12 protein-coding genes are annotated in these 13,307 nt (G+C 62.5%); 7 read left to right on the top strand and 5 right to left on the bottom strand.

The window, feature by feature from the left end; genetic code table 11:
* Positions 1–87: 87 nt before the first annotated feature.
* The gene (locus V3596_RS20850) at positions 88–969 is read right to left on the bottom strand and encodes a hypothetical protein (protein ID WP_334279765.1); all 882 of its coding nucleotides are present in this window, start codon (positions 967–969) and stop codon (positions 88–90) included.
* Positions 970–1,050: 81 nt separating this feature from the next.
* On the opposite strand from V3596_RS20850, the gene V3596_RS20845 reads away from it, so the two are divergent.
* The 5 genes from V3596_RS20845 (at position 1,051) to V3596_RS20825 (ending at position 8,072) form a co-directional block, all read left to right on the top strand.
* A complete protein-coding gene (locus V3596_RS20845) occupies positions 1,051–2,889 on the top strand; it encodes an ATP-dependent nuclease (RefSeq protein ID WP_334279764.1) in 1,839 nt (612 codons plus the stop codon).
* Entirely contained in the window at positions 2,886–4,670 is a 1,785-nt protein-coding gene (locus V3596_RS20840) for an ATP-dependent helicase (RefSeq protein WP_334279763.1), read from the top strand. The genes V3596_RS20845 and V3596_RS20840 overlap by 4 nt, the downstream gene beginning before the upstream one ends.
* A gap of 115 nt (positions 4,671–4,785) precedes the next feature.
* The gene (locus tag V3596_RS20835; protein WP_334279836.1) at positions 4,786–5,904 is read left to right on the top strand and encodes a TonB-dependent receptor plug domain-containing protein; all 1,119 of its coding nucleotides are present in this window, start codon (positions 4,786–4,788) and stop codon (positions 5,902–5,904) included.
* Between the two features lie 67 nt (positions 5,905–5,971).
* Positions 5,972–6,973 (top strand): TonB-dependent receptor plug domain-containing protein, encoded by a 1,002-nt coding sequence (locus tag V3596_RS21770; RefSeq protein ID WP_416384004.1) that lies wholly within the window; start codon positions 5,972–5,974, stop codon positions 6,971–6,973.
* A gap of 724 nt (positions 6,974–7,697) precedes the next feature.
* Positions 7,698–8,072 carry a helix-turn-helix domain-containing protein gene (locus V3596_RS20825; RefSeq protein ID WP_334279762.1) on the top strand — a complete coding sequence of 125 codons (375 nt, stop codon included), beginning with the start codon at positions 7,698–7,700 and terminating at the stop codon, positions 8,070–8,072.
* On the opposite strand, the gene V3596_RS20820 is transcribed toward V3596_RS20825, so the two are convergent.
* Complete coding sequence (locus tag V3596_RS20820) at positions 8,011–8,322, bottom strand: helix-turn-helix domain-containing protein (protein WP_334279761.1); 312 nt, start codon at positions 8,320–8,322, stop codon at positions 8,011–8,013. The genes V3596_RS20825 and V3596_RS20820 overlap by 62 nt on opposite strands.
* 265 nt (positions 8,323–8,587) lie before the next feature.
* On the opposite strand from V3596_RS20820, the gene V3596_RS20815 reads away from it, so the two are divergent.
* Positions 8,588–9,094, top strand: a complete 507-nt coding sequence (locus V3596_RS20815; protein ID WP_334279760.1) for a M13-type metalloendopeptidase — start codon at positions 8,588–8,590, stop codon at positions 9,092–9,094.
* A 30-nt stretch (positions 9,095–9,124) separates the two neighbouring features.
* Here V3596_RS20815 and V3596_RS20810 read toward each other — a convergent pair whose 3' ends face one another.
* Positions 9,125–9,733, bottom strand: coding sequence for a protein phosphatase CheZ (locus V3596_RS20810; RefSeq protein ID WP_334279759.1), 609 nt, complete (start codon positions 9,731–9,733; stop codon positions 9,125–9,127).
* A 28-nt stretch (positions 9,734–9,761) separates the two neighbouring features.
* Positions 9,762–10,157 carry a response regulator gene (locus V3596_RS20805; protein ID WP_334279758.1) on the bottom strand — a complete coding sequence of 132 codons (396 nt, stop codon included), beginning with the start codon at positions 10,155–10,157 and terminating at the stop codon, positions 9,762–9,764.
* 189 nt (positions 10,158–10,346) lie between these two features.
* On the opposite strand from V3596_RS20805, the gene V3596_RS20800 reads away from it, so the two are divergent.
* Complete coding sequence (locus V3596_RS20800; protein ID WP_334279757.1) at positions 10,347–11,459, top strand: ABC transporter substrate-binding protein; 1,113 nt, start codon at positions 10,347–10,349, stop codon at positions 11,457–11,459.
* Positions 11,460–11,858: 399 nt separating this feature from the next.
* Here the strand turns inward: V3596_RS20800 and V3596_RS20795 are convergent, their stop codons facing one another.
* Positions 11,859–13,157, bottom strand: a complete 1,299-nt coding sequence (locus V3596_RS20795; protein ID WP_334279756.1) for a DUF4397 domain-containing protein — start codon at positions 13,155–13,157, stop codon at positions 11,859–11,861.
* Between the last annotated feature and the right edge of the window lie 150 nt (positions 13,158–13,307).

Below are 13,307 nucleotides of genomic sequence, written 5' to 3'. Positions count from 1 at the left end.
AGCCGGATCAATCCCCGACCGACCGGTTTAATGGCTAGATCCGCCCTGCGATGGTGTCGAAACGCCAGGGCATATGGTCGCTCAGGATCAGCGGACCTCCTGCCCCGCGCGAATGCCATCCATGCTGAAGATCTTTTCCATGGCTTGCTCGGACGACAAGTTGTTCTCGACGAAAGCGCGAAGGCCATCGACCGTCACGACGTCAAGATGGGACAAGCGAACGTACGCCTTCGCCACCTTGCTGCGCATCTCATAGAGGCGATCGATGAAGCACGAGACACGAATTGCCGGTGTTGGTTCAGAGGTTCGATTGCCATCGGCGTCGTACGTGACCATCCATAGGCGACCGTTGGGGACCACGACGAATGGGAAAGCTGCGGACATGAAGTGCGTCCCATAGTCATCGTCGCTTCCGTCCCAATACGCGTTCTCTACAAGCTCGACCATGGAACTCAAGCACTGGCCCCACTTCTCGTACAGCTCGCTGTCGTTACAGGTGATGGTGCCGTCTCCTGCCCGACCAACTTGCGCTGTGCTCTTGCCTACCGGCTGACCTTCCGGATACAAGGTCCAAGCCCCCCTTAGGCTATGACTACTGGCTCTGGGTTTGTCGAGACCTGGCACGTACAAGGAGTCTGAGGGCTTCTCTCTGGAAGTGAAAACGATCTGGTGGTACGCCTCCTGGGCGTGCCGCGGAACGCACGAGATCAGGATGGGGAAGTTCTCCCGGATGTTCTTGCATTCGACCGCCATCCGGACACGCCTGCGGTCGATGGTCTTCTCCGCACGGATGTCGAATTCTCGCGACTTTCCGGTCACCGGGTCCTCGTAGTGCCCTCCATGCTCGCAATCGACTCCCAGCGTGCGAAGCATCTTCAGGACGGACAGTTCGAAGCTGAAGTCCGACACCGAGTTCAGATACTCCAGCAGTTCGCTGGGGCCTACGGGCGCTGCCGAGAGTTTGGCCATGGCGGAATCGTGTAGTGCGACGGCCGACAGTGTCGACTATTAGTGCACCGGCATAGACTTAGCGACCAGGGAGAGAAAAAAATGCACTTGGCAAAGCTGGCGATCAAAAACTTCCGCAAGCTCGCGCACGCGGAGTTGACGTTTCAGTCCGGATTGAACGTCCTGGTCGGTGGCAACAACGTCGGTAAGACAGCTGTCGTCGATGCCCTGAGGGCCTTGTTGGCCGGGCATGACGAACCATTTCCTCGGCTCTGCGAAGACGACGTCCATCGCCCACCTGTCGGCAAGTCCTCTGGCGACATCGTCTTCGAATACGTCTTCAGTGGGCTCGACCTCGACGACGAAGCCGACTTCCTTGCGGCCCTTGTGCCTGATGCCAGTGGGAAGCTTCAGGCGCGCATCACCATCCGCTACTCCGAACCGGACAAAGCTGGCAGGCTGCGTGCAAAGCGCTGGTGCGGAGAGCATGAGGACGTCGGGCTGACGGCCGACATGATGGAGAACCTGCGGGGCGTTTACCTTCCGCCGCTTCGAGACGCATCGCAAGGGCTCAAGCCGGGAAGGACGAGCCAGTTGGCGCGGTTGCTGGAGCTTCTTGCCACTGAACCCGGCAAGGAAGGCATCAACCAGGTCTTGAAGGATCTCGATGTCGAACTCAAGAAGCACGCACCCATCGTCAGTACGCACGATGCGATCAATACGCGCCATCTTTCGATGCTCGGTCAGCAACTGGCACAGGCGCTTGAAGTTGGCCTGAGCGTCAGTGACTTCAGGAGCTTGAAGTCCAGGCTGTCGTTGCTGGTCGACGAGTTCGAGATCGAGCAGAACGGATTGGGCTTCAACAACCTAATTTACATGGCGGTGGTGCTCAGCGAACTCACGAAGAATCCCGAGTCCTGCTACCGCGGCCTCATCGTCGAGGAGCCCGAGGCGCACCTCCATCCGCAACTGCAGGCAGTCTTGCTTCAGTACCTTGAATCGATCAAGGCCGTCAACGGCGAGAAGCCAGTTCAGCTCTTCGTGACAAGCCATTCGCCCAACTTCGCCAGCATCGCGAAGCTGGACAGCCTGGTCTGCCTCGTCGACACGGGCAAGGCCATCGAGACGTTCTTTCCGCGCGACATCGTCTTCGAGAAGGGCAAGCGGGAGAAGCTGGAGCGCTACCTGGACGTGACGCGGGCCGAACTGTTCTTCGCGAGGCGGGTGATCTTCGTGGAGGGCGCTGCTGAACTGATGATGGTCAACACCCTGGCCAAGCGAATCGGGTATGACTTGCGCAAGCATGGGGTGAGCGTGCTCAGCGTGGAGGGGCTCAACTTCGACTCCTTCCTGCCGCTGTTCGGCGAAAAGGCATTGAAGATTCCAGTGTCTGTATTGACGGATGCTGATCCCAAAGCGCCCAAACAGGCGAAGGCCGACCCGGCTGCTCCGGCCGGCGGTGCGGCATCGGGTGCCACTGGAGCCCCGTCCACCTCCGCCCCATCGTCCGTTGAAGATGATGATGATGACGCCGAACCGCTCTACCCTACGCCGGGAGAAACCATCACTGTGTCCGCCAATACGGCCAAGATGAAGGCCCGTGAAGACGCGTTCGTCAAGGTGTTCCACGGCCTCAAGACCTTCGAGTACGACCTAGCACTCGATTCCGACAATCGCAGCGCGATGCTGGCTGCGCTGAAGGATCTGCATCCAAAGATCGCTGTGAGCCTGACCGCAGCCGTCGACGCGGCGGCCGACGACGCCAAGAAGGCTCGCGTGCTTTTCAGCGGCATGTTCGAGCGCAAACAGAACAACGTGCAGAAAGGCAGCTTCGCGCAGTCGTTGGCGCAGGTCATCTCGAAGTCCGAGGTGAAGTTCAACGTGCCGGCCTACTTTGAGGCCGCTATCAAGCACGCCTGCCAGGACGTTCCCAAGCCGTGAGCAAGCCGAAGCTCACGCCCGAACAGCAAGCGGTGGTCGATGCGCCGATGCAGCCGCTATGCGTCATCGCCTGCGCCGGTAGCGGCAAGACCAAGACAGCAGTTCATCGGCTGGTGCAGATGCGTCGCAACATGGGTGCCTCGCGCGGCCGTCTGGCCCTCTTGTCGTTTTCCAACGTGGCCGTTGATACGTTCCGCAAGGGCTACGAGACGCTTGCGGTTGACCTGCCTGCGGGTGTTGGGCGTGATCGGGTCGAGATCGCAACGCTGGATTCGTTCATCACCACCAACGTCCTCCGGTCCCACGGGCATCGGACGATGAAGTCCAAGCACGCCGCGTTCGTGGTGACGGGCAACGAGGCCTTTCTTGACGGCTTCACGTTCAACCCAGGCACATTTCCGATGTCGGTCACGAAGCTGAAAGTCGGACTCGTGGGCGGTGTCGAGCACTTCTTTTACACACAGAACGACACGGCTGTGGTCGTGCCAACGCATGTCGGTCACGCCCTGGCCAAGCGACTTGGCCAGACGGGGGCGTACACCCACGAGCTCGGGCGGTACTGGGCCTACAGGACCTTGAAGGAGCGCCCCGATCTACTCAAGGTGATCGCCCGCCGCTACCCACACCTTCTGATAGACGAAGCGCAGGACATCGGCTCCGTCCACCAAGCGATTGTGGAACTTCTGATTGGCGCTGGCTCCAGCGTCACGTTGATCGGCGACCCCAATCAGGGTATCTATGGCTTCGCGGGCGCTGATGGTGGTTTTCTTCGGGCCTACTTCAAGCGACCCGGCGTCCAACCTCACGAGCTGAAGAAGAACTTCCGTTCCGTTCCGAAAATCGTCAAGCTGGCGAACGGGCTTTGCGGTCGTGACGATGAGACAGATCGCACAGCGCTTGACCGGCCGCATGGCGCCTTCTTCACGGGGTACAAGCGATCCGAGGCCTCCCAATTGCTCACTGCCTTTCAGAGTGCGATGGTCGTCTCGGGCTCGCTGGTCAAGCAGTCTGCGGTGTTGTGCCGCGGGCGGGGTTTGGCAACTGAGGTCCGCGGCGACGACATGCCGGCTGGACAGGGGGCCGTCAAGACGCTGGCGGCTGCCGCGGTATCGCGCGACCGGAAGAAGGATTTTCAAGAAGCATTCCAACGAGTTGCTGTTGCAGTCGTGGCGCTGCTTGACAAGCCGCCTCACGGACTGGTCAGCTACGTCACCCAGGTCGGACCTGCGCCAGCCGCGTTCCCGCGGGCTCGCGAGCTGAGGCGCGTGATCTGGTCCTTCACGCGGGATGCGTCCGCCGGCCTGCCGTCAGCGTCGCTGCCGGCCGACACGCAGTGGCATTCGACGATGGTGAGCAGGACAAAGGCACTGCTGGTTCGCCTTCAGACCGATTTCGGCCTCAAGACGGTGGACAAGGTCGGCCTGAAGCTCAAGAAGACTGGACTACCTGCCACGCCGCTGATGAGCGCCGCCGACCTGGCCGACGAGGCCGCGCGGATCCGCGTGGACACCGTTCACAAGGCCAAAGGAGAAAGTCTCGATGCCGTCCTCTACATGACCTTGAAAGACCACGCCGGAGAGTTGCTCGCCGGCGTGGGCACCGAAGTCGGGCGCATTGGCTACGTCGCAGCTACCCGCGCCCGCGATCTCCTTTGGGTGGCAGTGCCGAAAACCGCCCTGAAGGAACTGCGCCCCTTGCTGCAAGCTAAAGGCTTCGAGGAAGTGGGCGTGGTTCAGTGTTCGACGTCGAATGCGCTTGCCACCCTGCTCGCCAAAGCCTAGGACTGAGGTCACCGGCGAACCCGCCATCCATTCTTTTTGTTGGTTAGCTCCGAATGATTGGGTGGCTGTGATCAGGGGTTTGGTGCCGTAGAGGTCACTCGACCGGTGTGAATGCATACGTCGGACCCAACGGCCGGTTCTGGGGGCGAACGGTCTCGGAACCAGCACTTCGAGCAAGACCTCGGACTATCAGCGGCGCACTTTCCGCTACTTCACCAACTACGACACCGCACTGGGCAGTGCCATCACTGGCCGATTCACGCTCGGCACCGACGTCGTGCTCTACGACTCCTACGAACTGGAGGGGCACAGCCACGACGACGGCACCGAGGATGCCCACGTCACCGCGGCCTCCTGGCGCAACTTCGGCTACTACGGTGTGGCCGAGTTCGGCTACCAGGACCGTCTGTACCTGACCCTGGCCGGCCGCGTGGACCAGAAGCTGCGCAACGTCAGCGCTGAGCATGCCCGTGCCTTCCAGCCTCGCGCCGGGCTTTCCTATGTCTTCGGCGACAGACCGACCACGGTGAAATTGAGGACCCAGTGGGGAACCAGCGCGCGCGTCCCGAACGGTGACCTGTTCGTTGACAGGCCGACCGGCAACACGCAATGGCGCGCTGCGACAAACCTCCAGCCCGAGCAGAAGGTGGGCTGGGACGCCGGCGTCGACGTGGTGTGGGAGAGCTACGGCTCGCTGTCGATTACACGCTTCGATGAAGAGGGGCGCGACCTCGTCATGCCGGTCATCGTCCAGACCGGGCGGCCGGAGATTCGCCAGTACCAGAACATCGGGCGCGTCGGAAACAAGGGCTGGGAAGTCGAGGCACGGTTTGTCCTGGGTCCCGTCGGCCTGCGCGTCAACGCGACCACGGCCGACAACCGCATTCTTGCCATCAGCAATGCCTATCGTCCGGGTCCCATGCAAGTCAATCAGGTCGGCGCACGACGCGCCGATGTGCCTCGGCACGCGGGCGGCATCTCCGCCACCGTGAATGCCTGGCGCGGCACCGTCAGCGTCGTTGGCACTTGGATTGGCCCGCGCAACCCGTCAATCTCCACTCAGGTCCTGCCAACGATGTGGCGGTTGAACCTGCGCGCGGAGCAGGCGTTCAACGAGCAATTCACCCTGTTTGGCCGGATCGACAACGTTCTGAACGACCAAGGTTCAGAGCGCTACTCCTTCGCCATCATGCGCGGCCGCTCGATGGTCATTGGCGTGCGCGCGACCTTCTGATTCCCGTCATCACTTTGCGGCGGGGCCAGCAGGCCCAGCCTCACCCAACATCCTCTTGAAAGCATCTATGAACACCAAGCCAACCCTCTTGAGCTGCGCCATCCAGCTCGCCCTCGCATCGGCCTTCGTCGCTCCGGCAGCCCAGGCACAGAGCACGGATTCCTCCTCGCGCCTGCGCAAGCTGGACAGCGTCACCATCATGGGTCTGCGCAAGCCGCTTGCGGAAGTCGCTGCGCCCGTTGACGTCCTTGACCGTGATGCGCTGCTCGAAGGCGGCGCCACGACGCTGGGAGAGGCGCTGAACGGCCTTCCTGGCGTGCATTCGGACACCTTCGGCGCCGGTGCGAGTCGTCCGGTCATTCGCGGCCAGACTGCGCCGCGCGTGAAGGTGCTGACCGACGGCGTTGCCGTGCTGGATGCATCCGACGTGTCGCCGGATCACGCGGTCACCGTCGATCCGCTGCTGAGCGAGCGCGTCGAAGTGCTGCGAGGTCCCGCGACCCTGCTGTACGGCGGCGGCGCCATCGGCGGCGTGGTCAATGTGCTCGACAACAAGGTGCCTTCGTTCTCCGTCATCGACGGCGAGCAGCTTTCCAGGCTGCTCGCAGTGCCAGTGCGTCGGCCAGCGCGTGGTGACGCTGGAGACCCCGATATAGAGAGGACTCTAGCCAGCTTGCCTCAGCGGCTGTCTGCCCTTCGATGGAACCGGACAGTCGGTCGATATTTTCTGGAAGGACCAGGGGCTGAACGCGATGCCAGATGTTTGCTGCCGACATTGCGTCTTGCAACAACGCGAAGTCGTCGTCGTAGTCGTACGCTACGGTCGTCTGCGGTGCCGATGCTGTCGCCCGGCTTATCAGCCACTCCCCAGCTCGGGTGCCTAACTCCCATGTTGAGCATTTGGATTTTGGTATCTGGCCAAATTGAGCAATCACGGCTTTATGCGCAAAGGCGCTCGCGGCACTATGCCGTTGCATTCCTATTGCGTCATTCGCCAGATCGAGCTCCAGGTATATCTCAGCGCCATCAAGCGAGACCATCGACAGGCTCAGCAGAGCGGGAGAAGTGAGACTGGTGAATTCGGTGTCAAGGAAGACCATCGGAAGCGGGACTCAGGTCGATCTAGTTCAGGTTGGCTGGTGTTACAGCAAGTGGATGATTCAGCTGAGGATCCTGAGCTCAATCAGAGATGGATCCGAGCATTTCAGGTTGCAGTATTTGCGGTTCATGCCCTTCCACGAAATGGGGAAAAAAGTCCGCTCCGTACAGGTCTTCGAGCACAAAGACCTCTTGACCATTGGCTTTTCCGCGCCAGAGAGAGCGCACTGAGCGCGCCGTCCATCGCCTTGACCCGGTCCGCCAGGGCGGCAGCATGCAGATCAAGTCGGTCAGCACTGACGAATGCCGTGACCGAATGCAATCCGCGAGGTCGGAAGCTCTCGAAAAGCACAAAGTGTCCCGCCCGCGGTATGGGTCGGCTTGAGATTCAAACGTTGCAATGAACCAAGGCAACTGAGCGCAAAGGTTGAATTCGCGCCACGCAAGCTTGGGTTGAAACTGTGTTGTGGACTGCACTTTCATGCAAGGCGTGGATCCTGTGAGGAACATGTTCGATGCAGTGTTGGGCGAGTTGAAATGAGTGCGGGCTATAAACGGTATATATGCCGTCTACATTCTTCACCGTGAGACTTCGTGTGTCACAGCTATCGTGCATACACCAGCAGAACTGATGCCTTCAGATGCACTGTTTGCATATCTGAAGCCTTGAGCTACGGTGGAGTCGAAGGTTTCACATGCAAAAGTTCATCCACAGCCGACAGAACGACTTGTTTCTTCAACTTCTGCGAGAACGCCGTACGAGCCTGCGCCTTCGTCAAGCTGATCTTGCTGATCGCCTTGGCCGTGGGCAGGCAGTCGTAAGTCGTGTCGAGCGCGGAGCGCGGCGCTTGGATGTGCTCGAGCTATGGGCCTGGCTGGCGGCGCTGGACTGTGACTTCCTTGCTTTCGTAAGGGAACTCGATCAGCGGCTAAAGACTTGTCCTCTGCCGGACACCAGGTTCAGCGCCGTCCGGCAGAAAGCTGCATTGGCGCGGTCGGTTTCAAGGACTAACGTCGTCGAGCCGTTTGACGTACCTTCTTCGCCATCAGCTGCTCAGCGGCAGCCATGATCTCTGCGCCGCTCACTCCAAGAGCTTTGGATATGCGCAGTAGCAATCCCACCGTAGGTTGGCGCTCTCCGCGCTCAAGCTTGCCGTAGTACGACCGATCAATCCCGGCGATAAGCGCAAATGCGTCCTGAGCATAGGACCGCTCCAATCGCATTGACTGAAACACGGTGCCAAACGCGAGAGCGACCTCTGGGTCGAACGAGGTGGAGCGTTTGGCCGGAATCGCCGTCTTTTCTTTGCGGGCAGTCACGGGCCGCAGAGTGGCTACATTGCAAGCAACTGGCCACGGCATATATGCCTCGCATCGCCAGTTCAAGCCACCCAATGTTGCCAAGTAGTTGGATCGAGACCGCTCAATGTCTCTGGGCGACGCCGTGGAGCCGTGAACGTGGCCCTCACGTTGACCGTCGACCTACGAGACAGCTACTGGGCGGTGTCCATTTCGTCGCGGGCTCGATGGACACAGAGGCTTTCTATTCACCATTTGAAATCAATCACTTAGGGTGTCCATTTTCATGTCACTTGCGTGGGAAATGGTGCACGGCTTCGACGACGAGGGCCGGCAGTTCGATGCCAAGGGCAATCTGAAGGACTGGTGGGGCAAGAAGGACGCCCAGGCCTTCGAGAAGCGGGCCGCCTGCGTGGCCGACCAGTACGCCAGCTACACGGTGGTGGACGACATCAAGATCAACAGCCGGCTGACCCTCGGCGAAGACCTGGCCGACCTCGGCGGCCTGGTGCTGGCCTGGGCCGCCTGGCAGGCGCAGATCGCCGACATGAAGCCCGCCTCACGTGACGGCCTGACGCCGGAGCAGCGCTTCTTCGTCGGCTACGCGCAGTGGGACTGCAACGATGCGCGGCCCGAGGCCTTGCGCGTCAAGGCCAAGACCGACCCGCATTCGCCCGGCCGCTACCGCATCAACGGCGTGGTGGTGAACATGGCCGAGTACGAGCGTGCATTCAACTGCAAGCCGGGCCAGAAGATGGTCAAGCCCGACGCGCAGCGCTGCAAGGTCTGGTGATCCAGGCAGGCTGCGCCGCCCGGCGCAGCCTCAGAACCCCATGCTGGCCAGCAGGTCGTCCACGTCGTCCTGCTTGAAGGCCTTGTCTGGCACCTGCGGGCCGGCCAGGTGTTCGACCTCGGGCGGATGCTCGGGGTCGGCCTTGGACGTTTCGATGAGGATGGCCAGCAGCTGGGCCTCGGTGCGGGTGATGATGTCCACGACCTTCTTGATCACCTGGCCGGAGAGGTCCTGGTAGGTCTGGGTCATCATGATGTCGCTGAGCAGCGTGCTCTGGCCATCGGCGAAATTGGCAGCGCGCTCGGCATAGTCGCCACACTGCTTCAGCATGGCCCGCGCCATGACTTCGCTGATCTCGCCTTCGGAGCGGCGGCGCAAGGTCTCGGCCAGCTCGCGGCCGCGGGCGGCCACGCTGTCGCATTCGGGCATGCCCTTCTCGACGGCTTCCAGCACCTTGTGCGCCGCTTCCTCGGTCAGCTTGCCCACGTAGACCAGGCGGTCGCGGGCATCCGGGATCTCGCGCGTCACCTGCGTCAAGCTGCGGTCGTAGCCCAACTCGCGCAGGGCCTCGTGAAGGGTGCGAGCGAGATGACCGAGCTGTTCAAAGGCGATGGGTTGGAGCGGGATGGGTTGACTCACGACGACCTCGGAAGTGGATGGGATCGGCTCAGCTGGCCAGGCCGCGCTTGAGCATGATGTTGCGCAGCTTCTCGTTCAGCGTTGCGGCGGTGAAGGGCTTGACGATATAGCCATCGGCGCCGGCCTGGGCCGCTTCGACGATGTTTTCCTTGCGTGCCTCGGCCGTGATCAACAGCACCGGTGTCTTGGCGAGCTCGGTATTGGCACGCACCGCCTTGAGCAGCTCCAGCCCGTTCATATTGGGCATGTTCCAGTCGCTGACGATGAAATCGACACGGTTGCTTTCGACCAGCTTGAGCGCCTGCGCGCCATCTTCGGCCTCGAGCACCTGGGTGTGGCCACATTCTTTGAGCAGGCCACTGACGATGCGGCGCATCGTCGAAAAATCGTCGGCAACCAGAAAGGTGAGGGACTGTTGCTGCATGGTGTCTCCTGCGCCTGATTTTCTGCACCCGAGCTTTTGGATTGCTGACGAAACTCAAGTGCTGTCGAACAGCACACGTCTGAAAGGCAGCGTGCGTGAATTTTGCGCGGTTCCGGCGCGCCAGATGCGCAGCGGGCCGGCGGCCGCAGCGCATAGACTCCCTGGATCACCGGCTGATGGGCTTGATCGATGTCACGCAAGTCTCGCTTTGCTCGCCGACTGCTCGCCGCGCTGCTATGCGCTGCCGCCGCACTGGCGGTTTCGGCGCATGAGATCCGCATCGGCAGCTCGGCGGCGCTCAGCGGCCCGGCCGCCGGCCTGGGCCAGCGCTTCCATGCCGGTGCCGCCGCCTATTTCACTCACCTGAACCAGCAAGGCGGCATCGCCGGCTCGCGGCTGGTCGTCGACCTGCTCGACGATGCCTACGAAGCCGACCGCGCCAACGCCAACAGCCGCAAGCTGGTCGAAGACCCGCGCGTGCTGGCCCTGTTCGGCTATGTCGGCACGCCCACCAGCAATATGGCCCTGCCGTACGTGCGGCGCTGGAAGCTGCCCCTCGTTGGCGCATACACCGGCGCCGACGTGCTGCGCGAGCCCTACAACCCGCTGATCTTCAATGTGCGGGCCAGCTATCAGGAAGAAGCCCGGCAGCTGGCCGTGGCCATGAAGGCTTCCGGCGTGCGCACGCTCAACGTCTTCTACCAGGCCGATCTGTTCGGCCGTGCCGGCCTGGAGGCCATGCGTTCGGCGGCCACGGCCGTGGGCATCAAGATCCTCGCCACGGCCACCGTCAAGCGCAATACCGCCCAGGTGGATGCCGAAGCGGCAGCGCTGAGCACGGGCACGCCGGCCGATGCGATCTTCATGGTCAGCACCTATGCCAGCACGGCCGCCTTCGTCCGTGGTGCCCGCGAGAACGGCTTTGGCGGGCGCTTCTACACGTTGTCCTTTGCCGGCCTGGAGCAGCTGCGCAGCGCGCTGGGCAAGGTCCATTCCAAGGGCCTGACCATTGCCCAGGTGGTTCCAGATCCGGAGGACCGCAGCATTCCCGTGGTCGCCGAGTACCAGCAGGCGATGCGGGACGTTGGCGACAAGCAGTTCGACTCGATCAGCCTGGAGGGCTATCTGGCCGCGCGCGTCATGGCCGAGGGCCTGCGCCGGGCCCGACAGCCCCTCAGCCGCGAGAGCGTCGAGCAGGGCCTTGAAGCCATCGGCAGCCTCGACCTGGGCGGCTTCCACGTCCAGTTCGGGCCCGGGCTGCGCAATGGCTCGAGCCTCGTGGAGCTGCGTGTGCTGCCCTGATCGGTGGCTGCGCCCCGGCGCACACAGCCGGGCAAAAAGCTTGCTCGCCGATCTGCGTGGAAGTCGCCAAGCGGCACGTAGCCGTCTTTCATGATGGCTCGAAGATCAGGCCGCTTGGGCACTCTGTTGCGTTCGTGTCCCCCGGCCTTCGGCCTCCTCCTCTACCTCACTCCACAGAGCGCCCAACCGTCCTGATCCGCACCGCCCGTCGCCTGTGTCGAGGCACATGCCCGCTGGCGGCCTGCTCTTCGACCAATCCAAACACCAGAACACGAACGGCCGCAACTTGCCGCAAAGGGACATCCCCGGGAATCGGTGAAGAATCAAAAAAAGCCCCGGGCTTCAGGAGCACGGGGCTTTGTTCTGTGTTGTCGGGGCAGCACGCCCCGAGGTGTCAGATCAGCGTTCGCGACGCAGCGCGCCTTGCGGCTTGGTGGTGCCGCCACCCATCACGAAGACGGTGTAGACGCCGCCTTGCAGCACGGTCAGGCCGGTGACGGAGTAGACCGGGTCGGCCGCGATCGGCGAGGTGACCGCCAGCTGCGAGCTGGTGCTGGCCGGCACGCTCAGCACGCTGGACGTGGCACCCGGCAGGATGTTGCTGGCGATGGCGCTGAAGTCCAGCGTCATGGTCAGGCCGGCAGCCGAAGTGGCCAGGCCGTTGACCAGGCGCATCTTGGCCGTGCCAGCGGTCGTCGGCAGGCGGTTGTCGTCGCTCAGGTTGATCAGCTGGGGTGCAGCCGCGTCGCCGTAGACCATCAGCGTGTAGTCGCCGCCAGCCGCCAGGTTCACGTTGGACACCGGCATGGCCACGCCATTCACCGTGACGTTGATGCCATTGGCACCGGCGGTCAGGGCCTGGTAGTCACCGATGGTCGGTGCCACCGAGCTTTGCAGCAGGGTCTTGGCGCCGGTGGTGGCAGACACGGTGGCATTGTTGCCAACCGCTGCGACGACACGAGCGCGTGCGATCGTGCTGGCGTAGTTGGTCGGGTTGCCTTGCTGCTGCATGAAGATGCCGTTGACCAGCACGCCGCCTTGCGTCGGGGTGAGGACCAGGCTGTGCACCTTGAGCGCTTCCAGGGTGATGGCCGGGATGTCCAGGCGCACGTCGTTGCGGTTGCCCGCGCCGGTGACGCGCACGCGGAAGGTGCCGCTGTTCAGCGACACATAGCCGCTGCTGGCACCGCCGTTGACCGTGCTGGCGGTGGGCGAGGCGTTGTCCAGGCTGTCGGCGGCTGCCGTCAGGTAGACGTCCACGGAGCCAGCGTCAGCGGCCAGGTTCAGCACCAGCAGCTTGGCGGTGCCGGCGGCCGTCGGGGCCTCGACTTCTTCTTCCAGCAGGGTTGTGCGCAGAGCGCCCGACCAGCCGTAGGCGATGATGCTGTACTTCTTGCCACCGGTCAGGGTGGGGGTGAGCGACGCGAGCGTGGTGCCGGTGCCATTGGCTTGCACCTGGCTGGCCGTGTCGCCCGTGTTGATGTCGCCGTAGCTGCCGGCTGCGGCATAGGCCACGCCGGTGTTGAGCTTGCTGCTGCTGCTGGTGATCGCGTAGTCCAGCGAGCTGTAGCCCACGCTGGCGTTGAGCAAACGGACCTGCGCCGTGCTGCTGCTGCTGCCGCCGCCACCGCCACCGCAGGCGGCCAGCAGGCTGCTGCCGATAAGGGCCACGAGTGTGGCCAAACTTCCAAAGCGCATCGCACTCTCTCCTGAAAAATATGGTCGCGATTGGACACGGCCACCGTGTCTGGCCCGCGTCGCAATTTGTGGGACTGTAAAGCATAGAGCGGTCTCCCCAGGTTTCGGCAGGTAAAGCCGAGCTAGCATGGCCGGCGCATATTTGGGAGT

This window comes from Roseateles microcysteis, assembly GCF_036880965.1.
Classification (GTDB): Bacteria; Pseudomonadota; Gammaproteobacteria; order Burkholderiales; family Burkholderiaceae_C; genus JAUASW01.
This window is presented reverse-complemented; position numbering and strand designations above follow the sequence as displayed.

Excerpts from the sequence above, each read along its gene's own strand:
- V3596_RS20850 (WP_334279765.1), bottom strand. The coding sequence starts at position 969 with ATGGCCAAACTCTCGGCAGCGCCCGTAGGCCCCAGCGAACTGCTGGAG.
- V3596_RS20845 (WP_334279764.1), top strand. The coding sequence starts at position 1,051 with ATGCACTTGGCAAAGCTGGCGATCAAAAACTTCCGCAAGCTCGCGCAC.
- V3596_RS21770 (WP_416384004.1), top strand. The coding sequence starts at position 5,972 with ATGAACACCAAGCCAACCCTCTTGAGCTGCGCCATCCAGCTCGCCCTC.
- V3596_RS20825 (WP_334279762.1), top strand. The coding sequence starts at position 7,698 with ATGCAAAAGTTCATCCACAGCCGACAGAACGACTTGTTTCTTCAACTT.
- V3596_RS20815 (WP_334279760.1), top strand. The coding sequence starts at position 8,588 with ATGTCACTTGCGTGGGAAATGGTGCACGGCTTCGACGACGAGGGCCGG.
- V3596_RS20805 (WP_334279758.1), bottom strand. The coding sequence starts at position 10,157 with ATGCAGCAACAGTCCCTCACCTTTCTGGTTGCCGACGATTTTTCGACG.
- V3596_RS20800 (WP_334279757.1), top strand. The coding sequence starts at position 10,347 with ATGTCACGCAAGTCTCGCTTTGCTCGCCGACTGCTCGCCGCGCTGCTA.
- V3596_RS20795 (WP_334279756.1), bottom strand. The coding sequence starts at position 13,157 with ATGCGCTTTGGAAGTTTGGCCACACTCGTGGCCCTTATCGGCAGCAGC.